The sequence below is a fragment of the Methanobacterium veterum genome, from assembly GCF_000745485.1.
Lineage (GTDB): Archaea > Methanobacteriota > Methanobacteria > Methanobacteriales > Methanobacteriaceae > Methanobacterium_D > Methanobacterium_D veterum.
In genome coordinates this window covers 55,654-79,855 of sequence record NZ_JQJK01000015.1, presented here as the reverse complement: position 1 = coordinate 79,855, position 24,202 = coordinate 55,654, and the positions used below count along the sequence as shown (strand labels likewise).

At 31.7% G+C, this 24,202-nt stretch carries 27 protein-coding genes and 2 tRNA genes; 18 read left to right on the top strand and 11 right to left on the bottom strand.

Annotation, left to right across the window (positions count from 1 at the left end; all coding sequences use genetic code 11):
- Window positions 1-48: 48 nt before the first annotated feature.
- On the bottom strand, window positions 49-450 hold the full coding sequence (locus EJ01_RS07720) for a response regulator (protein ID WP_052375968.1): 402 nt from the start codon (window positions 448-450) through the stop codon (window positions 49-51).
- Between the two features lie 707 nt (window positions 451-1,157).
- On the opposite strand from EJ01_RS07720, the gene EJ01_RS07715 reads away from it, so the two are divergent.
- The 3 genes from EJ01_RS07715 to EJ01_RS07705 are packed head-to-tail and all read left to right on the top strand — an operon-like array spanning window position 1,158 to window position 3,203.
- Window positions 1,158-1,616: a GNAT family N-acetyltransferase gene (locus EJ01_RS07715; protein WP_048081805.1), complete on the top strand. Its 459-nt coding sequence runs from the start codon at window positions 1,158-1,160 to the stop codon at window positions 1,614-1,616.
- Window positions 1,617-1,643: 27 nt separating this feature from the next.
- The gene (locus tag EJ01_RS07710; RefSeq protein WP_048081804.1) at window positions 1,644-2,366 is read left to right on the top strand and encodes a class I SAM-dependent methyltransferase; all 723 of its coding nucleotides are present in this window, start codon (window positions 1,644-1,646) and stop codon (window positions 2,364-2,366) included.
- A 15-nt stretch (window positions 2,367-2,381) separates the two neighbouring features.
- The gene (locus EJ01_RS07705; RefSeq protein WP_048081803.1) at window positions 2,382-3,203 is read left to right on the top strand and encodes a pyrroline-5-carboxylate reductase dimerization domain-containing protein; all 822 of its coding nucleotides are present in this window, start codon (window positions 2,382-2,384) and stop codon (window positions 3,201-3,203) included.
- Between the two features lie 4 nt (window positions 3,204-3,207).
- Here the strand turns inward: EJ01_RS07705 and EJ01_RS07700 are convergent, their stop codons facing one another.
- Window positions 3,208-3,501 carry a chorismate mutase gene (locus EJ01_RS07700; protein WP_048081802.1) on the bottom strand — a complete coding sequence of 98 codons (294 nt, stop codon included), beginning with the start codon at window positions 3,499-3,501 and terminating at the stop codon, window positions 3,208-3,210.
- Between the two features lie 151 nt (window positions 3,502-3,652).
- On the opposite strand from EJ01_RS07700, the gene EJ01_RS07695 reads away from it, so the two are divergent.
- Complete coding sequence (locus EJ01_RS07695; RefSeq protein WP_048081801.1) at window positions 3,653-4,261, top strand: nitroreductase family protein; 609 nt, start codon at window positions 3,653-3,655, stop codon at window positions 4,259-4,261.
- Window positions 4,262-4,353: 92 nt separating this feature from the next.
- Here the strand turns inward: EJ01_RS07695 and EJ01_RS07690 are convergent, their stop codons facing one another.
- Window positions 4,354-4,611 (bottom strand): hypothetical protein, encoded by a 258-nt coding sequence (locus EJ01_RS07690; protein ID WP_048081800.1) that lies wholly within the window; start codon window positions 4,609-4,611, stop codon window positions 4,354-4,356.
- 356 nt (window positions 4,612-4,967) lie between these two features.
- On the opposite strand from EJ01_RS07690, the gene EJ01_RS07685 reads away from it, so the two are divergent.
- The 7 genes from EJ01_RS07685 to EJ01_RS07660 all read left to right on the top strand — a co-directional run bounded on the left by EJ01_RS07685 (window position 4,968) and on the right by EJ01_RS07660 (window position 9,855).
- A complete protein-coding gene (locus EJ01_RS07685; RefSeq protein WP_048081886.1) occupies window positions 4,968-5,426 on the top strand; it encodes an Hsp20/alpha crystallin family protein in 459 nt (152 codons plus the stop codon).
- Window positions 5,427-5,568: 142 nt separating this feature from the next.
- A complete protein-coding gene (locus EJ01_RS07680) occupies window positions 5,569-6,135 on the top strand; it encodes an Hsp20/alpha crystallin family protein (RefSeq protein ID WP_245611174.1) in 567 nt (188 codons plus the stop codon).
- A 571-nt stretch (window positions 6,136-6,706) separates the two neighbouring features.
- Window positions 6,707-6,778, top strand: a tRNA-Cys gene (locus tag EJ01_RS07675).
- Between the two features lie 42 nt (window positions 6,779-6,820).
- Window positions 6,821-6,967 (top strand) — tRNA-Trp (locus EJ01_RS17270).
- Between the two features lie 135 nt (window positions 6,968-7,102).
- Window positions 7,103-7,696 (top strand): MBL fold metallo-hydrolase, encoded by a 594-nt coding sequence (locus EJ01_RS07670; protein WP_211251446.1) that lies wholly within the window; start codon window positions 7,103-7,105, stop codon window positions 7,694-7,696.
- A gap of 496 nt (window positions 7,697-8,192) precedes the next feature.
- Entirely contained in the window at window positions 8,193-8,996 is an 804-nt protein-coding gene (locus tag EJ01_RS07665; protein ID WP_048081798.1) for a helix-turn-helix transcriptional regulator, read from the top strand.
- A complete protein-coding gene (locus EJ01_RS07660; RefSeq protein WP_084689177.1) occupies window positions 8,923-9,855 on the top strand; it encodes a UbiA family prenyltransferase in 933 nt (310 codons plus the stop codon). Before EJ01_RS07665 ends, EJ01_RS07660 begins: the two co-directional genes overlap by 74 nt.
- Before the next feature lie 103 nt (window positions 9,856-9,958).
- On the opposite strand, the gene EJ01_RS07655 is transcribed toward EJ01_RS07660, so the two are convergent.
- The 5 genes from EJ01_RS07655 to EJ01_RS07645 form a co-directional block, all read right to left on the bottom strand.
- Window positions 9,959-10,609 carry a potassium channel family protein gene (locus tag EJ01_RS07655; RefSeq protein ID WP_048081797.1) on the bottom strand — a complete coding sequence of 217 codons (651 nt, stop codon included), beginning with the start codon at window positions 10,607-10,609 and terminating at the stop codon, window positions 9,959-9,961.
- Window positions 10,610-10,763: 154 nt separating this feature from the next.
- Entirely contained in the window at window positions 10,764-10,892 is a 129-nt protein-coding gene (locus tag EJ01_RS17975) for a hypothetical protein (protein WP_269221173.1), read from the bottom strand.
- On the bottom strand, window positions 10,889-11,011 hold the full coding sequence (locus EJ01_RS18080) for a zinc ribbon domain-containing protein (protein WP_157197609.1): 123 nt from the start codon (window positions 11,009-11,011) through the stop codon (window positions 10,889-10,891). The genes EJ01_RS17975 and EJ01_RS18080 overlap by 4 nt, the downstream gene beginning before the upstream one ends.
- 120 nt (window positions 11,012-11,131) lie before the next feature.
- Window positions 11,132-11,905, bottom strand: coding sequence for a slipin family protein (locus EJ01_RS07650; RefSeq protein WP_048081796.1), 774 nt, complete (start codon window positions 11,903-11,905; stop codon window positions 11,132-11,134).
- A 314-nt stretch (window positions 11,906-12,219) separates the two neighbouring features.
- The gene (locus tag EJ01_RS07645; protein ID WP_048081795.1) at window positions 12,220-12,462 is read right to left on the bottom strand and encodes a TRAM domain-containing protein; all 243 of its coding nucleotides are present in this window, start codon (window positions 12,460-12,462) and stop codon (window positions 12,220-12,222) included.
- A 160-nt stretch (window positions 12,463-12,622) separates the two neighbouring features.
- On the opposite strand from EJ01_RS07645, the gene EJ01_RS07640 reads away from it, so the two are divergent.
- The 5 genes from EJ01_RS07640 (at window position 12,623) to EJ01_RS07620 (ending at window position 18,636) form a co-directional block, all read left to right on the top strand.
- Window positions 12,623-13,093: a metallophosphoesterase gene (locus tag EJ01_RS07640; RefSeq protein ID WP_245611173.1), complete on the top strand. Its 471-nt coding sequence runs from the start codon at window positions 12,623-12,625 to the stop codon at window positions 13,091-13,093.
- Window positions 13,094-13,383: 290 nt separating this feature from the next.
- Window positions 13,384-14,403 (top strand): UPF0104 family protein, encoded by a 1,020-nt coding sequence (locus EJ01_RS07635; RefSeq protein ID WP_048192869.1) that lies wholly within the window; start codon window positions 13,384-13,386, stop codon window positions 14,401-14,403.
- Window positions 14,404-14,578: 175 nt separating this feature from the next.
- Entirely contained in the window at window positions 14,579-16,426 is a 1,848-nt protein-coding gene (locus tag EJ01_RS16480; protein ID WP_052375962.1) for a PAS domain S-box protein, read from the top strand.
- A gap of 269 nt (window positions 16,427-16,695) precedes the next feature.
- Window positions 16,696-17,589: a formylmethanofuran--tetrahydromethanopterin N-formyltransferase gene (gene fhcD / locus EJ01_RS07625; protein WP_048192868.1), complete on the top strand. Its 894-nt coding sequence runs from the start codon at window positions 16,696-16,698 to the stop codon at window positions 17,587-17,589.
- 336 nt (window positions 17,590-17,925) lie between these two features.
- Window positions 17,926-18,636, top strand: a complete 711-nt coding sequence (locus EJ01_RS07620) for a phage minor head protein (protein WP_048082114.1) — start codon at window positions 17,926-17,928, stop codon at window positions 18,634-18,636.
- A gap of 18 nt (window positions 18,637-18,654) precedes the next feature.
- Here EJ01_RS07620 and EJ01_RS07615 read toward each other — a convergent pair whose 3' ends face one another.
- Entirely contained in the window at window positions 18,655-18,840 is a 186-nt protein-coding gene (locus EJ01_RS07615; protein WP_048082113.1) for a hypothetical protein, read from the bottom strand.
- Window positions 18,841-18,857: 17 nt separating this feature from the next.
- Window positions 18,858-20,747, bottom strand: coding sequence for a 3H domain-containing protein (locus tag EJ01_RS07610; RefSeq protein ID WP_048082120.1), 1,890 nt, complete (start codon window positions 20,745-20,747; stop codon window positions 18,858-18,860).
- Window positions 20,748-20,917: 170 nt separating this feature from the next.
- Here EJ01_RS07610 and EJ01_RS07605 point away from each other — a divergent pair, with 170 nt between their 5' ends.
- Entirely contained in the window at window positions 20,918-22,390 is a 1,473-nt protein-coding gene (locus tag EJ01_RS07605; protein WP_048082112.1) for a bifunctional ADP-dependent NAD(P)H-hydrate dehydratase/NAD(P)H-hydrate epimerase, read from the top strand.
- Window positions 22,391-22,496: 106 nt separating this feature from the next.
- Here the strand turns inward: EJ01_RS07605 and EJ01_RS07600 are convergent, their stop codons facing one another.
- Window positions 22,497-22,754 carry a pro-sigmaK processing inhibitor BofA family protein gene (locus tag EJ01_RS07600; protein ID WP_048082111.1) on the bottom strand — a complete coding sequence of 86 codons (258 nt, stop codon included), beginning with the start codon at window positions 22,752-22,754 and terminating at the stop codon, window positions 22,497-22,499.
- Between the two features lie 289 nt (window positions 22,755-23,043).
- Between EJ01_RS07600 and EJ01_RS07595 the strand changes: the two genes are divergently transcribed.
- Window positions 23,044-24,165, top strand: coding sequence for a glycoside hydrolase family 26 protein (locus tag EJ01_RS07595; protein ID WP_048082110.1), 1,122 nt, complete (start codon window positions 23,044-23,046; stop codon window positions 24,163-24,165).
- Window positions 24,166-24,202 lie beyond the last annotated feature (37 nt).

Sequence of the window (24,202 nt, the reverse complement as noted above, 5' to 3'; positions counted from 1 at the left end):
TTTTAAATAAAAATGTTGAAAAAAGAAGGAAAAAAAATAATTATTTTTTTATTTACTTGCAATAAACCTTTTATATATTTTCCTTTTGTAAAGAGCGTTTTCAACTGTATATTTTAATTGATTTTCTTCAAGAGGTTTAAAAATACATCCATAGGGTTTTGTAGCCCTCATATGCTGCATAATCTCATTATTGAAATTAGGGGTTATATATACAATGGCTGTATCAAAATTATCAGCTACTTTTTTAGCAAAATTTATTCGGCCATTCATATTTCCAAGTTCTATGTTTATGAGTACTAAGTCTACTTTTATCTCCTGAACTTTTTTAAGAGCTGTTTTTTCGGAGCATGCTATGAGAGGGGCATTATATCCCCAAAACTCAAACCAATTTTGGAGATTCATTGCAGTCATGGCTTCATCTTCAACAATCAAAATTGTTGTATCCGACATATGTCACTAACTCCATTTAATAAATTTTCTAAATTTTGTATTACTACACTATAATATATTATTATTCGTTACATATAAACGTTATAATTTTTACAATATAAGCCCCCATTTGCTTAAAAATACGTATTTTGCGTAAAAATACATTAAAAATTGATTAAATTACATAAAAATGAATATTAACCTATTTTTTCTTTTAGCAAATGTCAAAATTTAGAGACATATAAAAGATTTAAATTATAAATAAAACAAAATTAGCAGTTTAATTACATTTATACAATAATCAATTAGCATAAAATGCCCATTCATATTAGATAAAGCTTAATATAAAGTATAAATACATATTAACTTTACAATTTTATTATTAAATAGGAACTTAAAATTGGGCTCTACAAATCATAGTAATTTATGCATGATAACAGTCCCAAAGTATAGATTCTAAAGATGGATCAAATAAAAAATATACTACTTATTTTAATTATACTTTAATTATTTTACAATTACGAATCTGAAATTATACAACAAGTATAAATTATGTGCAGAATCTAAACCCAACTAAATCATTTAAAAGATCTAGAAGATCTTTAAGAAATTCCATATATTCCATTTTAAATAATAATGTTAAGTCAATTTATTGCCCCATTTTTATCAATTTTTCAATTCATTTAATACATTATTAACTTGAAATTAGTTAGTAAAGTTGGTTAAAAATGATAATTAAAAAAGCTGAATTTTCAGATCTGGAAGAAATACTTCAATTACAGAAACTGGCATATAAAAGCGAAGCTGAGCTTTATAATGATTTTAATATTCCCCCTCTAGTTCAAACATTAAAAGAGGTAGAAGAAGAATTTGAAAACCACGTATTCCTTAAGGCAGTGGAAAATGTGAAGATAATTGGCTCAGTAAGAGCATTACTAATCGATCCTAAAACATGCTACATTGGAAAACTCATAGCCCATCCGGATTTCCAGAATCAAGGAATTGGAACAAATTTAATGAGGGAAATAGAGAATATTTTTAAGGGCTGTGAAAGATTTGAGCTTATTACAGGACATAAAAGTACGAAGAATCTAAAACTATACGAAAAGCTTGGTTACAAAGAATTTAAAACCCATAAATTAACTGAAAACCTAAATTTAGTATATTTAGAGAAAATAAATTTATAAAAATAATTGAAACACTTGATGGTTCCTATGAACGAGTTTGAAGAATCTAAATGGATAAATAAGCAAGCAGCATTAGAATTTATTGAAAGCGCAGATATGTATATTCTGGAAAGACAAAAATTATTTGCAGTAATGAAATCACTGTATAAACACTTTTTAGAGGATAACAATAAAACCATAAAAATCCTAGAACTTGGATGTGGTGATGGTAGAGTAACTCATGAGCTTCTACAAATTGATGCAAACCTTGAAGGAACTTTAATTGATGGCTCTGCAGAAATGGTTGAAAGCGCAAAAAATAGACTTAAATCATATCCAGGTTTAAAATTTATTCAAAATACATTTCAGGAACTAGTTAATAGTAATTTATTATCTGAAACTTTTGATTTTGTTGTTTCATCTTTAGCTATACATCACCTGCAGGAAGATGAAAAGAAAACTCTATTTGAATATGTTTATAATCATCTGAGTCCAAGCGGATTCTTTTTAAATATGGATGTTATACGTGCTCCAACAGAAAGTCTAGAGAACTGGTATCTCAAGCTCTGGAAAGAATGGATAATAGAAAATGAGGCAAAAATGGAACATTCAGAAAGTTTTCAGAACATACCTGATCAGTATAAAAACAATCCAGATAATAATCCAGATACACTGGAAAACCAGTTAAAACTGCTGAAATCCGCCGGTTTCAGTAACGTCGACTGTTATTACAAATATGGGATTTTTTCTGTTTACGGCGGCCAGAAATAAAAAGGAGAGTAAAATATGTCTAAAATTGGATTTATAGGTTATGGGAGCATGGGGAGCATGATCATAGAAGGTTTTCTATCTTCCAATGTTATAAAACCTTATGAAATCATTGTTTCAAATAGAACAAAGAGCAAACTGGAGGATATTAAAAAAGAATATCCTGAAATTGAAATTACAGATAACAATGCATATTTAGCAGAGAAATGCCGTGAAATATTCATTTTTGTAGGTACATCTGCAGTAAAAGAAGTAATTGAAGAAATGAAAGATGAACTTTCAGGAGATTCACATATTACATACATTGCAGCAGCTTTAACCATGGAGAATGTGAAAGGTGCATTTCCAGGGAAAATTAGCAAAATCATACCCAGTTTAACCTCCAAAGTTAACGAAGGTGTTTCTCTTATCTGTCACAACGAGAAAGTAACTGAAAAAGAAGCAGATTTTGTAAATAATCTCTTCAGCTCAATTAGTGATGTAAAAATCATTGAAGAAGAAAATTTTGAAGCAGGATCTGATTTAACAAGCTGCGCTCCCGCATTCATTGCCGAGATCTTCATGAAATTTGCTGAAGCTGGCGCTAAAAATAGTAACTTTACTCCTCAAGAAACAGAAGATATGGTTATAAAGACTCTTTATGGGACTGCAAAACTTCTTTATGAAGGAAACATGGGCTTTGAAGAGGTAATTTCACGAGTAGCCACAAAAGGTGGTATTACAGAAGAAGGAGTTAAGATACTGGAAAAAGAACTGCCAGGTACCTTCGATAAGCTTTTAAAAACTACTTCAGCTAAGCATAAGAAGATTAAAGAAGAATTAAATGAGCAATGCCACTAAAATTTTATTTTAAAGTTTGTTTTGAATGATGATCCATTTCATAATCTATAAAATTCTGGATCATTGTTCTGTATATGTTCTCAACTATATCCTGCTGTACCCCATACTTCATAGCTAGTGATCTTACTTTTTGAATAACTTCTTCGACACGTTTTGGAGCTTCCACCTCCCCAGCATTCTTTTTAAATTTAGCAGCTTCTTTTACAAAATAACTTCGCCTTGAAAGTAGTTTTACAATTTCCATGTCAATTATGTCGATGTTTTCTCTGATCTCTTCCATATTTTTGCATTCTTTCATTAACTCACCCATGTTTAGGCATTAAACCACCCTATTATCAAATTTTAAGTATATTTCAAGCTATAACTAAAATATTATACGGCAGTTGATTATATAAAAGTTTAAGAATTAAAGAAATGATTTTTCGCATAATTATCAAGGAAATGATATCATGCTAACAACTAAAGAATCTATCGAAAGACGAAGGAGCATTCGAAAATTCAAAGATAAATCTGTTCCAGAAGAGCATATAATGGAGTTAATAGAAGCCGCAAGACTTGCGCCTTCCGGCTGCAATGCACAGCCATGGCGTTTTAAAATTGTTAAAGATAATGAAACAAAGATGAAGCTTGTCGAAGCCTCCCATAACCAAACTTTTATTGGTCAAGCCCCAGTCGTACTGGTTTGCTGTGCTGATGTTTCAGATTATATTGATGGATCAGCCTCGGGAATTCAGGATTTAGGTAAAATAGGTGCTGTTGAAGACAATATTGTGAATATAATTTGCAGAAATGTAGATGAAATGAAAAAAATGAGCATATCTGAAATCAGCCAAAGAATAGCTGCTAATGTGGCAATAGCTATTGAACACATTGCCCTACGTGCACTTGATTTTGATCTTGGAACTTGCTGGATTAGAGCACTAGAAGAAGATAAAATTAGAAATATCTTTGGATGGGATGAAAATATTTATCCTGTAGCGTTGCTGCCTGTAGGTTATCCTGATGAAGATCCTGCACCACGTAAAAGACTTAAAATTGAAGATATAATTATATATTAATTGAAATCTAATTTAAAGTTAATTTTAGATCTAAAATTACGTTAATAACCCATAATTAACGAAATCTTCAATTTTCAAATCTCAGCTTACATTTATTTGCTGAAAGCCATTTTATACAGTGCGCATATAACTACAATATATGCAAGGCTCCTTATTATTACTAAAATAGTCATTGAACTTGCATAGCCAAGAATAGTTGCAAAATGCGAAATTCCAAAAAGACCAAAAGCTGCAGCTATGTAAAGAGGGACTGTACTTTTAACTTTTTCATATCCTACAATACCAAGGGCCACTATTATAACACAAAAAATCAAGTTTACGATTATTACCGGATCTAGAACAAGAGCCATGTTTTATCACCTCATTCTTTATCTCTAAATATTAGTTATATATAAACTCTTATTTAAAAATAGAATATTTTAACAGTGCCCTACTTATTCTTTTTAAATGTAATATTAACTGAAAATTTTAAAAATTTGGTCATTTAGCCCGCTGCAATACCTAAAACTTTGACATGACGTAATTATATGTCGTTTTGTTACTTTAATATTAATTTTATACCCTTATTTTCAGCAAATAATGATTATTAATCTATATTTATGATATTCATCCAATAAATAAGCTTTTAAATTTAATGGGTTATGGAAAAGTTTATATATTGTTTTTGAAATATAATGAAAGCGACTCAAATAATGAGGCTGAAAATATGAATAAAAGATATAGAAATAAACAAAAAACTATTTTAGATAGGAAAGGTTTAGTTGAAAGGATGCTGGAAGATACAGCACGAACAATCGACAGCATTAAGTACGATATCGAAAAGTCAGTGGTTGACTACACATTTGTACCTGGAAAGGACATTATCGAAACAGATGAAGACATAATAGTACATGTGGACTTACCTGGCATCAAAAAAGAAGATATTGAACTAAAACTTACCGAAACCAACCTTAAAATTGTAGCTAATTTTGATATAACACAGGAAGTCGAACAAGGAAGTTACATAACATTTCATGATAGAAAGTCAGGTGTTATGAGGCGATCTGTTAGATTCCCTAAGAAAGTAGTTCCAGAAGAAGCTGAAGCTACCTTTGAAAATGGCATTTTAACAGTTGAAGTTCCAAAATTGGAGAAAACAGAAAGTTTTACTTTGGAAATCAAATGAAAAATGAAACTTTAATTTCTGCAGGTTCTTTATTTTAGAGATGTTACGAACCTTAAGACTTAAAAATATGTTTCATAATTTATCAAAAAATAAGTATTAAAAATTAAAATAAAATTAATAAATATACTGGGAGATAATAAAAATGTCACTTTCAAAAGATATGGCCGAATTTTCAGAACATATGGCTAAAAAATCACATAAAGGTATGAAAAAAACAGCTTCAGAATTCTTTAATGTTGTTAATTCAATTTCAGCAGATAAAAAGCACATGCACAGCGAAAATACTATTTTAACTAAAAGAAGTTTAGTTAAACAAATATTAAAAACCACAACAAGAACAGCTGATAATATTAAATACAATCTCGGAAAATCAGTTACAGACTACAAATCTGCGCCGGGAAAAGACATTACAGAAACAGATGAAAATATAATCGTGCAGTTAGACATGCCTGGCGTTAAAAAAGAAGATATTAAACTTAAAATTACAGATTCAAATCTTAAAGTTGAAGCATGCTTTGATATAACACAGGAAATCGAAAATGGAAGCATTACTATAAACAACAACACAACAGGTATTTTCAAAAGAGAAGTGCAATTCCCTCAAAAAGTGATACCTAATGAAGCTAAAGCTACCTTCCAAGACGATGTTTTAACCATTGAAGCCCCAAAAGTAGACAGGACAGAAAGCTTCAAAGTAGAGATCAAATGAAAACAATTATCAGGTGAATTTAGACTTTAATTAGGAATAAACTCTAAAAACCTGCATGTTTATTATTTAGATTCTATTTGGAGAGGGTGGGATATACTTTTTTAAAATGAGAATCAATACAGCCGCCTCCTATGAGATATTAACCAATATCTCCACATATTGATTCTTCCGGTGAATAGAATTCAAATATAAACATCCTGTTTTTTTTGTTTAAATAATTAGATTAAAATCTTTGAATTTCTAAATCATACTCCATTCTAGCATATAATCGGTTTTTAAATAAATTCAATTACTGCAGCATCCTATATGCCAACAGTTTAAATCTTTCACTATTATTAAGTAGAACTTCAATTCAAATGTAAGGTTGCAACTTTCATATTTTGGACAAGTATTTTACAGATAATTTACAATATATCTATTAATGGGAATTATATTTCCAAAAAAACTTTAAAAGAAGTTAAGTATGATTTATTTGTCTTATTTGATTGAGTTATTCTGCTAAATTTAGAAGCTCACATTCCGTAAGGTTTAAATACTAATACAGCATAATTTAACTAATGAGCTATGATATGCCAAGGTAGCTTAGAGGCGAAGCGGTGGACTGCAGATCCATTACACGGGAGTTCAAATCTCTCCCTTGGCTTTCAAACTTTTAATTATTAAAAATCAAATGAATATTTCATTTGGGGTCATAGTGTAACCAGGCTATCATCTGGGACTCCAGTTGTCTTTGAAGAAATGCGCGCTCTGAGGTTTAGTACCCAATGATGATCAATTGGAGTACTGAGACAAGAGAAATCCTAGGATCTGGGTTCAAATCCCGGTGACCCCATTTAATTCAACCACTTAAAAATCTATAATTTTTTGATAATATCACTCCCTAGGGAGAAAAGCAAACTTATTTTACTGTTTTTAATCTAAATCATCAAAAAGGTGATGGAATTTGAAAAAAATAAATGATGTTCTCATGATTGAAGGACTTGGTTCTGATTCTAATATTTACGTCTTTGATGATGTTATAGTTGATACTGGAACCGGTGAAAACATTGAATATTTGCGTGAATCACTGAAAAAAGCAAATTTAAATATTTCAGACATATCACTGATTGTAAATACCCACTGCCACTACGATCACGTAGGTGGAAACAGGTACTTTAATTCTAAACTTGCAATACATGAAAAAGATGCCCCCGCGCTTGAAAATGGAGATCCTATTGCAACTGTTGCCCAGATGTTTGGAAGAAGTTTAGAGCCTCAAGAAATCGATTTTAAATTAACAGAAGGAGATAAGATAGGTGATTTTGAGGTAATTCACACACCAGGACATACAATAGGCGGTATCTGCCTTTACAATGGCAAAACACTGATATCTGGAGATACAGTTTTTGCTGGTGGAGGATTTGGAAGGTACGATATTGGCGGAGATATAACTATGCTGAGGGAATCTTTAGAAAAACTTTCTAAACTCGATGTTGAATATTTGCTTCCAGGGCACGGCCCCGCAGTTGATAACGGTTCAGAACATATAAATTTATCCAATAGGATGATTAAAGGATTTTGAAAATCTGTCAAATTTACAATTTAACACTTACAAAATTATCAAAAATCTCACAAAAATCGAAGCTTACAAAAATCGTAGATTTTGTGAGATACGAAATGAATATCATTTCTTATATTTTTAATTTCATAACGGCAAAAATTCCTAGTTTTGCACCTCACAAAATCTTCAATTTTGTAGGCCCCAAATACCATGTGTTTGAGGGTTTTAATTGCTTTCTTTATTTAAATCTTAATTTTCTAAATTTATTTATACAAATATCTACTAATAATATTTTAATTTAATTTATTTTCAGCTTTAAATTATTAAATAGAATATATGTGCCTATTAGTTCAAATTATATAAATAAAATAAAAATAATAGACTATTTATTTTATTAATGTGCATATTATATTGATTAATATAAAAATAATTATAAAAGCGCATATATTACTACTAAATATCTTAATATTACTTAATAACAATAATCACAATTTATATCAATAAGGAAGTATAAAATATGAACTCAAAAGGTATTTATGAACAGTATGACAAGGCAGCAGACCTTTTGAAGTTTTTAACCAGTTCTAATGTTCGCACTAGCATATTGTTGAGCTTAAATGAAAGCTCAAAAAATTTGACTGGATTAAAACAGGACCTTAACCTAGAATCATCTACTATCATTCATAGTACAAGCAAGCTTGAAAAACGCGACTTAATCTTTAAAAACGGGGAAAATTATAGTTTATCACAAATAGGAAAAATATTTACCATTAAATTAGTAAATTTAATTAAAACAATGGATAGCATAAAAAATCACGAGAAATTATGGTTGAATCATGAAATAGATGGAATACCTAAAGATTTAATAACAAATCTTGGAGATTTAAGGAAATCGAGTCTCATAGAAGCAGATTCTATGGATATTCATAAGCCACATACAAACTTTATTCAACTATTAGAATATGTTAAAAAAATGAAGGGCGTTTCTCCAGTTTATCATCCCGATTTTCCAGAAATTATAAAAATATTAGTCTCAAATGGAACATATGTACAGCTTATAGTAACTAATCCCATTTTAAGAATATTAAATCGAGGGGTTCTAACAGAAGTATATTCAAAAAAGAATTTTGAATTATATGTAACAAATGAGCATGTAAAAGAAGCATTTACTGTTGCAGATGATTTTTTTTCATTAGGATTATTCATAGTTAATGGAATATACGATTACAGTATCGATCTAGTAAGTGATGATAAAAATGCCATTGCATGGGGAGAAAAATTATTTGAATATTATCTTAAAAGATCAAAAAAAGTTAATTAATAAATTATTTTTAAAAACTAAACGCTTCATATCATTCTTAATACTAAATTCACTATTTATATCATTAGTTTGCTTTTCATTAACATATTTTTCATTTCTGATGTTCGATTTGGAACCAAATCTCAAATTACTCTTTGCAATGTTTTTTACTATGTTTGGTGTGTATAATCTAAATAAATTAACCGATAAAGAAGAAGATTCAGTTAATCTACCAGAAAGAGCGAATTATATTTTAGGTAATGAAAAAGCTATTATAATTATAACAATATTATCCTATTTTACTGCTCTTTTATTGGGAATTTTTGTTAACATTTTAGATTTAATTGTGATCCTATTTCCCTTATTTGCCGGGATCATATATAGCGTGAAATTATTACCTAAAATTCCGCGCTTAAAGGATATAACTGGAATGAAAAATATTATAGCAGCTCTAAGTTGGACAGTTGGAATAGTTTTTCTTCCAGTGATTAGTTCTTATAAAGGTTTCATAATCACAATTTTAATATCATCATTCATTTTCATTAACCTCCTTGTAAATGCCATCATATTTGACATAAGAGACATAAAAGGAGACCGAAAGAACAATATAAAAACCATCCCTGTTGTTATCGGACGGCAGAAAACCGAAAAAATGTTGTTAATAATCCATTCTATACTCATTCCATGGCTTGTATTATCCATTTACTGGGGCTTTTTTACACGTTATCTTCCAGTGCTGATTTTCTGCATCATTTATGGATACTGGTATATTTATTATTTCTGTAATGCTGAAAAAATCCCTAAATTTGCTACAGACATATTGGTTGATGGAGAGTGGATATTTGTGGCATTATTATGCTTTATTATAACCATCATCTAAAAATAAATTTGAATTTTTATAAATATAAATGGGTTATGTAAAAAGTAGTCGATTTTAAACTTAAAAATAAGCACTCAAATTATTTCAAAATCTCAATAAGAATTTATTTTGTAAATGTCTTCACAACATCCTTTACAGCACGGTTTTTAACGAGAATTGATACTTTGTCCCCTTCATTTAAAACCATATCTGCCTTAGGAATGGTTATTTCACCATTTTTATACAGGGCCACAATTATATAGTCGTCTGTGGGGTTAATTTCATTGATCTTCTTTCCTATGACTTTATTATTTTTCACCGTAAGGTCCAGTATTTCAGCATCTCCCTTTCCAATAACTATTAAATCTGCCACCTTTGGCCTTGTTATTAATTTTTCGAGGTAACCTGCTGCTGTAAGTTCTGGACTTATAACATCGTCTATTCCTACTTTTTTAAATGCTTCTTCATGATCAGGATTGCTTAACCTTGCGATAATCTTAGGAATATTATATTGTTTTACAAGTATACAAGAAAGAAGATTTGCCTCGTCATTTCCAGTAGCTGCAACAAAAACATCTGCCTCACTTACATTTGCCTCTTCAAGTGTTTTTGTATCAGTACCATTACCGCAAATAACTAATGCATCCAATTCAGCCGCTGCATTGCCGCATAAGCTGTCATCACTTTCAATAAGGGTCACGTCATGCCCTCGACTAACTAAGTTAGATGCAAGATTTAATCCAACTCTTCCTGCACCCATTATCACTATATACATCTTTACGCCTCTATTGTGAGTATTTTAAGAATAATAAAATAATTTTTATTAGTTAATTCATTAATTTATTTGAATCGTTAGACTTTCAAATATTTCTCATCATACTATAAAAATGTATATCCAATAGTGAACCACCTCCCTTACAGGAGGGGTTTCATAGAAGTTTAATGTCAAGCATTCTTATTCTAATTGGCACGTCCACAGTACCACTACTCCATATCAAAAATGATTTAGGAGCTATTTTCCTTAAAATATTAATTGCACCAGTTACATCAACATTCAAAACATTTCCGCAATTTTTACAAACATACAATCCCTATATTTAAGATTAGTTTTACCTATGATTCCACATTGACTGCATTCCTGTGAAGTGTATGATTCGCTTGTTTCAACATATTCAATGCCCTATAACTCACATTTAGATTTGATTTTTTGTTTGAAAAGGTCGTATGAAATGTTAACAAAGTTTTGGTTGTTTCTTCTTACAATATTAATATAAAGAAAATTAGTCATTTATATTTTTTATTTAAGTTTCACTTCTGATTCCATGAAGTCCTTTAAGTCCCTAACTGTTGACATGAAGCTTGCAGGGAATACTATGGTAGAATTCTTTTCACTTGCTATTTCAAGTAACACTTGTAAGTTACGTAATTGAAGTGCTATCGGGTGTGCAGTTATTATATCTGCAGCATCACCTAGTTTTTGAGCTGAAAGGAATTCACCTTCAGCAGAAATGATTTTAGCTCTTTTCTCCCTCTCTGCTTCAGCCTGTCTTGCCATGGATCTCCTCATTGTTTCAGGCAAATTGATATCTTTAATTTCTACAGCAGTGACCTGTACGCCCCATGGTTCACTGTGTTTATCTATTATCTCCTTAATTCTTTCGTTTATCTTTGAGGTTGAAGATAAAACATCGTCCAACAGGAATTGTCCAATTACATTTCTCATAGTGGTCTGAGCAATCTGGTTAACTGCTCTGTTGTAATTTTCAATTGCAACAACAGCATCATATGCATTTACAACCTTAAAATACGCAACTGCAGCCACATCAATTGATACATTGTCCTGAGTTATTATTCTCTGGGATGGAATAGGCATAGTGACAATCCTAAGGGATACTTTATCCAGCCTATCAACTACAGGAATAATCAGGCGCAAACCAGGATCTTTAACCCCTATCACTCTACCAAACCTAAAATGCACCCCTCTTTCATATTGATTTACTACACGTATTGAAAGACCTAAAATAATCAAAATTATAATTCCCACAATAAAAAGCGTTACTAGATCTGCCATTTTGTTACAACCTCCTACCACATCGTAGTCACGTTAACATCAGTTATGTAATAACTACCTATTAAATATAAAGATTAAAGTATGATTAAAATACTAAAATAATTTTTGATTATAGCCAAATAAGATTATAATTTTACTTTAAGTCAATATAATAATAAAAATTAGTAACGCCTTAAAATTTAAGTTCAATATATGAACTAACTATCAAGTAACTATCAAATACAAAAAATGAATTTAATTATTAAAAAAAGAGTGAAGTGTCGTGAAAATCATTATTTTCAAGACTTATTAATTAAATTAAATTTAATTTAAGTTTATTCAACATCTTCAACTATATCAGCAAAACCAAAGTTTCTTCTTGTTGAGTTAATTTTGATTTTAACTTCATCGCCCAGTTTTGCTCCTGATACAAAGACAACAAATCCTTCTATTCTTGCGATTCCGTCGCCATCTCTTCCAACATCTTCAATTTTAACATCGTATTCATCTCCTACATTAATAGGAGCTGAAGGTCCTTTATCTGAGAAATTATCTCTTCCGTAATTATTTCTAAACAATTCATCACATCCTAATAAGCTAGAAAACTAGCTTAAAATACTCTTTATTTTAAAGATATATAAATATTGTTATTAATAATTTCAAAAAGATTGATTTTACTTGATATAAATGATCAATTTTATACAGATTATTTACATAAATAAAAATATGATTGGTATAATGTCAGACTCACATGATAATTTACCTGCAATAAGGGAAGCCGTCAAATTTTTCAATGAAGCAAAAGTAGAATTAGTAATACACGCTGGAGATATGATTTCACCATTCGTTGCTAAAGAAATTAAAAATCTCAATGCAGAATTTAAAGCCGTTTTTGGGAATAACGACGGTGAACGAGATGGTTTGCGGCATTTTTTTAAAGGTATTTGTTACCACGATGATTTTCAAGAACTTGAATTGTATGAAAAAAAAATTGCAGTTATTCACGGCACAACTGAGGATATTGTGACAGCTCTCGTTAAAAGCGGGAATTATGATATCGTTATACGGGGACATACTCATAAATTAGAAGTTAAACAGGGAAAATGCATGATGATTAACCCTGGAGAAACATGTGGATACCTATCTGGTAAAAAAACAGTTATACTGCTTGATCCTGAAGATTTAAGCTATGAATCTATTGTTTTATAATAATTACTTAAAATCTGCACAACTATTTTATCTCTCAGGGAGTAATAATGTAAATTTTGTATCCCAAAGTAAGTTTACATATTTTAAAGATTAATTCCCTAATTTAACATAAATTATAATTCGTGCACATGATTATAAAACATTAGCGAAAGTTATATACTAGGTTGTATACATTATCAAAAACCTTAAATTAACTGTTTAATAATTGAATATGAGATAAAAATTCAGAATGTTAAATATCAAAATCAATATTATTTTATATACGTATAAATCAAATAAGGGCAGAAAATATGAAACATAGCACTTTGATCTTATCACTCGTAGGATTTGGGATTCTCGTAGCTATGGTTCTGATTATAGGGCCAAGCAAAATTGTAAGTGCGGTTGAATTAGCAAATCCATGGTATCTGCTTCTTGCAGTACTTATACAGTTTGCAATTTATGGTTTATGGACCCAACGATGGGCAATTAATGTGAATTCTGTAGATATTAACATTAAAAAAATTCATCTCCTTCCCATGTTAATGGTAGGTATGGCTGTTAATAATCTAACTCCAAGTGGAAGAGGGGGAGGAGAACCAGTAAGGGGATATATATTAAGTAAATACTCAAAAACCACCTTCGAAAAGTCTTTTGCAACCGTAATAGCAGACAGAGGGCTTGATACATTTCCTTTCATGGTTTTAGCCGTTATAACCATAATTTCTCTAGTTTTATTCATGACTTTATCGGAACTGGTAGTAATAGGCCTTATAATTGCAGTTATAGCCCTGCTTATTCTATTTATAGTGGCATTATACATGTCCATAAATAAAGAATTCGGTAAAAAAGCCACATTATGGCTTGTAAAGGTAATAAAACGATTTTCTAGAAAGGAACACAGCACACTCGAAGAAAAAGCATTAACTGTTATTCATGGCTTCCAAAAGAGCATGAGGACTATGATAAAAGATAGAAATGTTTTGATGTATGGGCTCCCACTTTCTTTTATAATCTGGATTTTTGAAATATTAAGAGTTTACATTGTATTTTCTGCATTCAACGCGGAAGTATCACTCATATTAATAGCAGAAGTTTTTATAATTTCTACCCTGCTTGGAATGATACCCCTTCTTCCAGGAGGCCTGGGTGCAGTTGATGGTGTGATGATAATTTTATTTTCTGCTGCAGGTGTTCCACCATCCATAAGTGCTGCAGCAACCATAGTTGAAAGGCTGATTTCATTCTGGATGACCACAATCATAGGTACTGCTGTACTTCCTTATTTTGGAACCGGCGTTGTAGATAAAATTTTTAGTAAAAACAGTTGACAAAAATCAGAATACCTAAAATAACCCTGAGATATGCTCAACTCTACTTTTTAGTAAAAATAAGCTCAATGTACAATATTTTTTCTATTTATCAATTTTAAATAGGAAATTGATATTATTTTAAATATTATTATATGATATACTCTAATAAACATCTTAAATTAGAGGATCGTGCATGAATGATGAAGATATGTTTAAAAAACAGCAGGGTAAATTTAAAATACATTCCACTATTGGAAAAATAGAGAGACATAGCAATTTAAAAGAAAAATTATGGCTAAAAACCAGTATTTTAGACAAGCACATTGATCCTATTTTCCTGCACGATATTGAAGGAAACTGCATTTACCTAAATAAGACAGCTTGCAAGTTCCTGGGTTATACTAAAGATGAATTAATGAAAACAAATCTTTACGACTTAAATTTTCCCGAATTTTCTAAATTAAATCTTCACTCAGAAGAGCCTGTGAAACAAGAACTAAAATTCCAATCCACTCATTTTAAGAAAGATAAATCAATTATACCTGTAGAAATACATTCAAAACTCATTGAAGTAGAATCTGAAAAACTTGTTCTCAGCACTGTCCAGGATATTACAGAACTTAAAAAGACTGAGGAAAATTTAAGATGGAATATTAATCTAATTCGTTCTGTGGCAGAAAATTCTCCTCTGGCTTTTTATGTTGTAGATAACAAAACTGATTCTGTTTTATACCTTAATCATAATTTTTGTAAATTATGGGGTTTAAAAGGGCTTGAAAAAGAAATAAAAGAAGGTAAACTTAAAAATAAAGATATTATATTAAAAATATTGCCTTTAGCAGAAGATAAAGAATATTTTATGGAAACATGCGCGCCACTTCACCATGAAGAGAATAGATCAACCCTGGAAGATGAAATTTCACTTACAGATGGCAGAATTATAAGACGATTCTCTAAACAAATTAGAGATAAAGAAGACCACTATTTTGGGAGATTGTTTATATGTGAAGATATCAGCGAACGTAAAAAAATTGAAAACTCCATTAAAGATAGAGAAGAGCATTTAAGCTTAATTACAGATAATATGTTGGATTTAATGTTCCAGGTTAACAGTGACGGAATTTTTGAATATGTAAGTCCCTCTGTTAAAGATTTACTTGGATATGAAGCAGAAGATATCATTGGCAAAAGGGATTATGAATTTATCGGCATGGCCCATCCAGATGATTTTGAGATACTTATAGACACAATTCAATCAGTTATCCAAACTTTAAAACCAAATAGGACACAGCATAGGCTTAAACACGCTGATGGGCATTATATTTGGGTAGAAACCGTGGGAAATCCCCTTTCTAATATTAAAGGAGAATTTTCAGGGGCAGTGTATATCACCCGAGATATTAAAGAACTTAAAAAAGTAGAAACTCAGCTCAAATCTTCTTTAGAGGAGAAAGAAGTGCTTTTACGGGAAATTCATCATAGAGTTAAAAACAACATGCAGATAATTAGTTCTCTTTTAAATCTTCAATCCAGATATTTAAATGATAAAAAAACAGTAAATGTTCTCAATGAAAGTCGAAATCGAGTTAGATCCATGGCAATGGTCCACGAAGAGCTTTATCGATCTCGTGACCTTTCAAAAATTGATTTTGCAGACTATATCCAGAGATTATTATCTGGACTTTTTAATTCATACGGAATTGATAAAAACCTAATAAAGCCTAAAATTAATGTAGAAAATATTCTTCTAAATATAGACACTGCGGTTCCTTGTGGTTTAATTATAAATGAATTAGTTAGTAATTCCTTAAAACATGCTTTCGTGCAGGGACAAAAAGGGAATATATCAATTAAATTCCATCCTCAAGATGAAAAATACGTGCTTAAAGTTGCAGATGATGGAGTTGGATTTCCTGAAAATATTGATTTTAACAATACAAAAACATTAGGGTTGCAGCTGGTAACCACCCTTGTAAAACAACTATCAGGTAGTATAAATATTTATAGGGATACAGGAACCCTATTTAAGATTGTTTTTTAAGTCAGATAAAAATCTTTACAGTATTCGTAAAATTTCTTTTAATTAACGGTTCAAGTGAAAAATTACGCCATTTTTAATTAATTAAAACAATAATTTGCTATTTAATCCAATAGATAATTGTCATCATCAAATCTCTTTTAAATTTATCAAAAAATCAAACATGAAAACATACCATTTCATAGGTACGTTTTTGTTTAACCTTTTTAGGAAAAAAGTTAAACAGAAAAATATATAACTTCTTTTTAACTGACTATCAGACGGTGATTATCATGGAAATAAACGGAGTAGAAATAGAAGATACTTTTGCTGAAGCATTTGGAATACAGGTTTCACGCATACTTGTAACTGCAGCTACCAAAAAGCTGGCTAAAATAGCAGCAACAGAAGCAACCGGTTACGGAACATCAGTTATCGGGTGCCCTGCAGAGGCAGGAATAGACTGCTACGTCCCGCCAGAAGAAACCCCTGACGGAAGACCAGGTTACATGATCATGATCTGTAACATGAGCAAGAAAAAACTTGACCATGAGTTATTAGAACGTGTGGGAATGTGTTTACTCACCGCTGCAACAACCGCGGCATTCGATGCTCTTGATGATGCTGATGAGAAACTAAACGTAGGATTCAAACTGAAATTCTTTGGAGACGGTTTCGAAAAAGAATTAAACATAGATGGAAGAACTGTCTACTCAGTTCCAATTATGTCTGGAGACTTCTTAGTTGAAGGTGAATTTGGAATCAAATCAGGAATAGCTGGAGGAAACTTCTTTATAATGGGAGACAGCCAATCATCAGCATTAATAGCAGCAGAAGCAGCAGTAGATGCAATTGGAGCAGTTGAAGGTGCAATAACCCCATTCCCTGGTGGAGTAGTAGCTTCCGGTTCTAAAGTCGGATCAAACAAATACAAATTCTTAGGTGCTTCCACCAACGAAAAAATGTGTGTTACACTCAAAAACGAAGTTGAAGACAGCGATATTCCAGCTGACGTAAACGGAGTATACGAAATCGTTATTGATGGTGCAAGCGAAGAAGCTGTTAAAGAAGCAATGAAAGTTGGAATCACCGCTGCAACCAAAGTCCCAGGTGTCTTAAAAATAAGCGCTGGAAACTTCGGTGGAAACCTCGGTACATGCAACATCAAGCTTCACGAAATTTTCTAAATTTGATTCTCAAAACTCTATTTGAGGACCATTTTTCTTTTTTTTAACACTATTTTTCTATAGTATGATCCAGATTAACTTTCAATTTTCATCTTTATAATCAAAAATACTTTCTTTAATGGATTTAGATAGTAACAGAGATATACTAAAAATTCCAAAATTTTTAAAAAATAATTAATAGTGATCATATAAGCAGCTAGAACTAGGAATGATTTAACACGGCACTCAACTAGGTAAGTTTAATAGGTAGATCCTTATCAATAATATTTGACTGTTAAACATTTGAGAGTCCAGAAATTTTAAGCCAATTTAAATAAGCATATAGAAGGGATTACATTGCCTTATATCGTATGTACTAAATGTAACGGATATTACAAGCTTCAGGAATGGGAATCACTGGATGATTTTGAAGAATGCGAGTGTGGGGGCGATTTAATACAGGTTGATTCGTTAAATATACCTTATAACACTGAAAGAGTAAAAACCATCGTTGAAACATTTAAAAATTCTGAACCTGATGAAAAAAATACTGATTCAAATGGAAATCACAAATTGAGTATTAACGTTGACCACACAGACGGATTAACTAAACTATTAAAAAATAAAAAGCCTTCTAAAAAGGGCTTTTCTGTAGAAGAACAACGATCCATATTTAAAGAAATTGCATTAATTCCAGAACTGTATGATTTTGAATATATAGGTCCAATCGATGACCATACAAAATTACAGATTATCAAAATACTTGCAAAGGTTGTTAACGATGGTAAAGGAGTTATAGATGCCTCCAATGAAATCAAATCTAAAACATCACTAAATTCTGAGGATGCTGAAAATATAAGTAAAAATGAAATAAGCAGAATAAAAAATCTTGGAAACTGGCGCATTCATAAAGAAAAAGGATATAAATACTTCAAAATATCTAAATCACTCAATACATGCGAAAAGTGCCGTAAAGCATATGATAAAAAGATATTCAATATAAATGAAGTTAAAATGCTTCCCCCATTACACCACCTGTGCAGATGCAACGCCATATTCATAAAATAAATAAAAATAGTAAATAAGCTAATTTTCTTCCTTAAATATGTAGCCGCATGAAGAACATCTATATTTACCTTCTTTGGATTTATATCCTGTTGATGATTTATGTTGAGGCCCACCAACAACCCCTACGGTTCCTGAATCCTTCAAAATATGTTTATCCTTACAACCACACTTAGGACATTTTTCACTCAGCAATTCTGCTTTCATATTTTCACCTACTAATTTTATTCATTATCATCAGGTTGACTTTCAACAATTTCCCATATTTTCTCTTCAGGTAAATTGACTCCTAAAAGTATGCCTTTATTATCAAGTGCTTTTTCAATTTTCTTAATGGTCTTAACGTCTGGTGCAGCCACTGTATGAGAATGTATCTGCCGCGATATTTTGTATAATGACTCAACAGACCTTCTTGCGTCTGGCCTTTTAAGTTCATCTTCACAGTTTTTAACATCTTTTTCTGAGCTAACGTATAGATTTCTGGTTACGATTTGCCTAACTCCAGGAAGGTAATGCTTTGAATCTAAAATTCTGCCTTTAAGCCCCACTATTATCTTTTTATCATCAAGATTAGTTACTTCATGTCGAAGAAGCAGTTCTACAACCCTACCAAATTCCTGAATTTTAGTTTCTATTTCTTCTTTAGATAAATTAACACCTAAAAGGAATCCTTTAGCTTTTAACTCTTTTTCAACATTTGCCAGACTCTTAGTATCAGGCCCTGTAATCTTATGGGAATGAATTCCCCCTCCTGAAAGAGAATATAACCTTTCTAAAGATTCCATCTTTTTTGAATCTTCATCTAAACTTTTTAAAAAGTTATCCATGTCTTCAATTCGAGATAAGCCTATGTTTCTATGGAGTGATTCATGGAATCCCGTCAAATAATATTCAATATCTTCCATCGTACAGCCATGTTTTAAGATTATTTCAGCTTCTTTGCGTATATCACCAACGGCATGGGATTCTGTAATTTTAATCTCAGGTTTTACGATGACTTCCACAATTCTTCCATGTTTTCTTGCAGCTTCTTTTATCTCATCGTCGTTTAAATTAACTCCTAAAAGTAAACCTTCTTTTTTAAGTTCTTCTACAATCCTATCCAGACTTTCCCTGTCCTGCCCTGAAATCCAATGCGAATGAATTCCACTTACAGATTCATATACCCTCTGCAGTGAGTTTTTTCTTGCTGGATCACGCTCTAAACTATCCATAAACTTGTTTAATTCATCCATTTTAGAAATCTCAATTTTCCTTGCAAGGGGCTCCTTAAACTCAGGCAGATGATATTCTATATTTTCCAGGGTAGCCCCATATCTCAGTATTATTTCCGCTTCTTTTTTGATATTTGAAACACCATGCATCATGGTAATTTTCACGAGGGTCGGCTGGATAGCAGCAAAATAAATATCTTCCCCGCCGCTTGTTTCAGGTGATATAACTTTATCTGCTCCAGATCTGTAAAGTCTTTTGATGTTTTCGCTTTTACTTGCCCTTGCAACTATCCATATCTCTGGATGCAGTTCCCTTGCAGTTAAAGTTATGAATAGGTTATCAACATCTTCACCTGTGGCTATTATAATACCTCTTGCTTTTTTTATCCCTGCAGATTTAAGGATGTCTTCATCTGTTGCATCCCCAGGAATTGCAAGAACCTCTGGTTCTTCCCATAATTCTTTTTCTATAATATTCCTATTTCTCTCAATTATTATTGCTTCCTGGTTCCTTCTTTGAAGCTGTTTAAAGACTGCGCTGCCAACTCTACCATATCCACAAAGTATAAAATGATTTTTAGCAGCGGCTATCCTTCTTCTTTGCCTGGAACCAGAAGTAACTTCTTCTACAGCCATTGAAATCACCGTTAATGCTAAGGTAAACACATAAGCAACTAAACCAACTCCTCCTAAAACCAGTGTTATTGTAAAAAGTTTTTGAACAGGAGTAACAGGAATAATATCCCCATAACCAACAGTTGCTATCGTTATAACAGTATAATATAAAGAATTAATTATATCTAAATGCATTATATACATGGATCCAATTATACCATAAATAAACAGCGCCATTAATGCAACTAAAGCGTAAATCAATATAGAATACGAAATAATAGGCATGTTTTCAGATTCTATAATTGGGAGCAGATTTATTCGGGCCACTAAATCACCATGCAGCTAAATATTATTTTTAAAGTGAATTAAGGTTATAATTAAATAATTTGTTTTATAGATTATATAAATAGCGATATTTGATTAAACCCCTAATAAATTATATAAGCTGTGATAATATGACTCCAAAGGATATGATGGCCGTTGATAGTAATGCAGAAGAATTAGGCATTTCTAAGTCTGCACTTATGGAAAATGCAGGTAAATCCGTAGCTGATCACATAATTGATATTCTAGATCCATGCAAAATTGTGATATTTGCAGGTACTGGCGGTAATGGAGGTGACGGATTTGTTGCTACACGGCATTTACTAAATAACGGTTATAATGTAGAATTATGTTTTATAGGCCGTTCTGACAGAATTAAATCCCATGAAACTATTCAAAACTGGACTGCAATCCAGAATATAAATTCCGGCTTGAATTCTCTTAAAATAAAAATAATTGAAGATTCATCCTCACTTAAAAAAGTCACTGCCCCAGTTATAGTTGATGCACTGCTTGGAACTGGAGTTAAAGGCAAGCTTAGAGAGCCAATTTCGAGTGCAATTGATATAATAAACAAGTCTGAAGGTATTAAAATTGCAGTTGACGTGCCAAGTGGATTAGATCCATTGACCGGAGAGGTCCAGGATAAAGCTGTAGAAGCGGATTTCACGCTTACATTCCATGAAATAAAAGATGGACTTAAAAAAGCTGCTGTTAGATATGTTGGGAATGTTATCCTGTATGATATAGGCATTCCAAAAGAAGCTGAAATATTTTTAGGTAAAGGCGATCTTCTAAGGCTCAAAAAAAGAGATATGACGTCCCACAAAGGCAACAACGGAAGAGTCCTTGTTATAGGCGGTAGCCGAGATTATTCGGGGGCCCCAACACTTGCAGCTCATGCAGCATTCAAATCAGGAGTAGATTTAGTCCATGTAGCATGTCCTCAAAGCGTTGCACTTCCAATTAGATCATATTCACCAGATTTTATCGTCCATACACTTTCTGAAGAGATCATCGTTGAAGATGATGTAGACAAAATAGTGGAACTTTCCAAAAATGTGGATTCAGTTGTAATTGGCTGCGGCATGGGCAGGGATGCAGAAACTGCGACTGCTTTAAATGAAATAGTAGGGGAAATTAAAAAACCAATGATAATAGATGCAGATGGTTTAAAATTATTATATAATGACATACTTAATGAAATAAAAAATGAAGTAATAGTTACCCCTCATTCTGCAGAATTTAAAGCTCTTTTCGGTTTAGATGTTCCAGAAGAACTTAAAGACAAAATGGAAATCATCTCAAAGACTTCCAATGAAAATAAATGCGTGGTTCTCCTAAAGGGAGCTCTGGATATTATTTCAAACGGCGAAAAAACAAGGCTGAATAAAACTGGAAATCCTGGAATGACAGTTGGTGGAACTGGAGACTGCCTTGCAGGCCTCACTGGAGGATTAATGGCCAAAGGACATGATGCATTTGAAGCTGCCTGTCTTGGAGCTTACATCAATGGAAAAGCTGGAGACATGGCTTCAGTAAAGTATGAATATCATTTTACTGCAACGGACATGATGAAATACATCGACGATGCTTTTAGGTAACTGGAAACAATGAAAGTAATTTTACAAAATAAATACAGATAATACATTTAAAAATCAATTTTACTTTTTTATTTAATCTAATAACAACTAAAAAAGAATAATTTAGTTAAAAGAATCCTAATATCTGCGCGAGTATTAAAAGCAGAACCCCCCATATTCCTCCAAACCCTGCAATAAGAACTGTCAGTATATTTATAGGGATATGGACAAACGGAAGTATATTTACCAGGAACAGGGCTATCCATCCAAGTATTACATGGACAAGTATTTTAAGCAGTAGTCCTGCAATTTTAAACAGAATTCCAAGTGCTGCAAATGCAACAATTAGTATTATGATTCCAAGCACTATAAGTTCTATAGACATTTTATCACGTCTTTATATTAGTTAAAGAACTTAATAAAGTTTTTGTGGATTTATTTTTGCTTTTGGGGAAAAATGGTCACTAAAAATAAATTTTATTATAATTAATTTTTTGATTTTACAAATTTTATAAAAGCTCCAATATGGACATATTGTCTTAAATATACACATAAACCTTTTAATAACAAAACAATAATTTAAAAGACTGTTTTATTGCTCAAACCGCACCTTAATGTATTTTCAAAACACATAACCATAGGTTTATCCAATAGTGCAGTAAATGATATAAAAAATGGAGATGGCCCGTATTTTTAAAAAAATTATTCCAATAATCATTCTAATAATAACTTTATTCACTCTTTTAGTGTCTGGATGTGTTAATGAAAAATCTGAAGGAAATCAAGGAATGGTTAAACTTCAGCCGCCATCTAAAGGTGTTTATCATTCTGCTTTCCCTGATTTTGGAGGTTCTGAAGACAATGTAACTTCAAAAAGAATCAGTAACTTTGAAAAGTTGGCAAATAAATCCATTGTTTGGGCGGCCTTTTCAGATAACTGGGGCGAAAGTAATGTTACATTCCCTAAAACAGCTGTAGAAACAATTCATGATCAAGGTGCTGTTCCTTACATCCGGATGATGCCCAGAACTAGCCTTGATGAAATTGACGAATCTAATCTAGTTTATAAACCTGATCCAAACTACAGCCTTCAAAAAATAATAGATGGAGATTTCGATAACCAGTTAAGAGAATACGCTCGTGAAGTAAAACAAACAAAAATACCCATAATGATTGATTTTGCATGTGAAATGAACGGCAACTGGTTTTACTGGAGCGGAATTTGTAACGGCGGTGGGGTCAAAGATAAATACGGTGACCCTAATCTTGCTGACGGACCTGAAAAGTACCGTGATGCATACAGACATATAATAAATATATTCAGAGAAGAAGGAACAACTAATATTACATGGGTCTTCCATGTCGATGCAGATACCGAACCCGCTGAATCATGGAATAATTACAGCACTTATTATCCTGGAGATGACTATATAGACTGGATTGGCGTAAGTGTATATGGATATACGTATGCAGGGGAAGAAGGGGAAAATTTCACTGAAATTATGGATGATGCATACCCCCAACTGGAATCAATATCTAAAACAAAACCACTTGCAGTTTTGGAATTTGGAGTTAACGAAGGGAAAGATAAACCTCAATGGATAAAAGAAGCACTTGAATCAATAAAAAATGGAAAATATCCAAGAATTAAAGCTGTAAGTTACTGGAATGAAAATTGGGAAGAAGATGACGGAACTACCTCTAAACTAAGGATAGATTCATCTAAAGAATCTCTGGAAACATATAAACAAGAAATAAGTAATCTTTTCTTTATAGATAAACCAATATTTAATTAAATAGCCTTTATTTTTTAGATAACAGCCGCATATTAAT

What these genes read in the sequence shown, in the direction of transcription:
- EJ01_RS07720 (WP_052375968.1), bottom strand. Translation starts at nt 450, where the DNA reads ATGTCGGATACAACAATTTTGATTGTTGAAGATGAAGCCATGACTGCA.
- EJ01_RS07715 (WP_048081805.1), top strand. Translation starts at nt 1,158, where the DNA reads ATGATAATTAAAAAAGCTGAATTTTCAGATCTGGAAGAAATACTTCAA.
- EJ01_RS07710 (WP_048081804.1), top strand. Translation starts at nt 1,644, where the DNA reads ATGAACGAGTTTGAAGAATCTAAATGGATAAATAAGCAAGCAGCATTA.
- EJ01_RS07705 (WP_048081803.1), top strand. Translation starts at nt 2,382, where the DNA reads ATGTCTAAAATTGGATTTATAGGTTATGGGAGCATGGGGAGCATGATC.
- EJ01_RS07700 (WP_048081802.1), bottom strand. Translation starts at nt 3,501, where the DNA reads ATGAAAGAATGCAAAAATATGGAAGAGATCAGAGAAAACATCGACATA.
- EJ01_RS07695 (WP_048081801.1), top strand. Translation starts at nt 3,653, where the DNA reads ATGCTAACAACTAAAGAATCTATCGAAAGACGAAGGAGCATTCGAAAA.
- EJ01_RS07690 (WP_048081800.1), bottom strand. Translation starts at nt 4,611, where the DNA reads ATGGCTCTTGTTCTAGATCCGGTAATAATCGTAAACTTGATTTTTTGT.
- EJ01_RS07685 (WP_048081886.1), top strand. Translation starts at nt 4,968, where the DNA reads ATGAATAAAAGATATAGAAATAAACAAAAAACTATTTTAGATAGGAAA.
- EJ01_RS07680 (WP_245611174.1), top strand. Translation starts at nt 5,569, where the DNA reads ATGTCACTTTCAAAAGATATGGCCGAATTTTCAGAACATATGGCTAAA.
- EJ01_RS07670 (WP_211251446.1), top strand. Translation starts at nt 7,103, where the DNA reads ATGATTGAAGGACTTGGTTCTGATTCTAATATTTACGTCTTTGATGAT.
- EJ01_RS07665 (WP_048081798.1), top strand. Translation starts at nt 8,193, where the DNA reads ATGAACTCAAAAGGTATTTATGAACAGTATGACAAGGCAGCAGACCTT.
- EJ01_RS07660 (WP_084689177.1), top strand. Translation starts at nt 8,923, where the DNA reads ATGATAAAAATGCCATTGCATGGGGAGAAAAATTATTTGAATATTATC.
- EJ01_RS07655 (WP_048081797.1), bottom strand. Translation starts at nt 10,609, where the DNA reads ATGTATATAGTGATAATGGGTGCAGGAAGAGTTGGATTAAATCTTGCA.
- EJ01_RS07650 (WP_048081796.1), bottom strand. Translation starts at nt 11,905, where the DNA reads ATGGCAGATCTAGTAACGCTTTTTATTGTGGGAATTATAATTTTGATT.
- EJ01_RS07640 (WP_245611173.1), top strand. Translation starts at nt 12,623, where the DNA reads ATGTCAGACTCACATGATAATTTACCTGCAATAAGGGAAGCCGTCAAA.
- EJ01_RS07635 (WP_048192869.1), top strand. Translation starts at nt 13,384, where the DNA reads ATGAAACATAGCACTTTGATCTTATCACTCGTAGGATTTGGGATTCTC.
- EJ01_RS16480 (WP_052375962.1), top strand. Translation starts at nt 14,579, where the DNA reads ATGAATGATGAAGATATGTTTAAAAAACAGCAGGGTAAATTTAAAATA.
- fhcD (WP_048192868.1), top strand. Translation starts at nt 16,696, where the DNA reads ATGGAAATAAACGGAGTAGAAATAGAAGATACTTTTGCTGAAGCATTT.
- EJ01_RS07615 (WP_048082113.1), bottom strand. Translation starts at nt 18,840, where the DNA reads ATGAAAGCAGAATTGCTGAGTGAAAAATGTCCTAAGTGTGGTTGTAAG.
- EJ01_RS07610 (WP_048082120.1), bottom strand. Translation starts at nt 20,747, where the DNA reads ATGCCTATTATTTCGTATTCTATATTGATTTACGCTTTAGTTGCATTA.
- EJ01_RS07605 (WP_048082112.1), top strand. Translation starts at nt 20,918, where the DNA reads ATGACTCCAAAGGATATGATGGCCGTTGATAGTAATGCAGAAGAATTA.
- EJ01_RS07600 (WP_048082111.1), bottom strand. Translation starts at nt 22,754, where the DNA reads ATGTCTATAGAACTTATAGTGCTTGGAATCATAATACTAATTGTTGCA.
- EJ01_RS07595 (WP_048082110.1), top strand. Translation starts at nt 23,044, where the DNA reads ATGGAGATGGCCCGTATTTTTAAAAAAATTATTCCAATAATCATTCTA.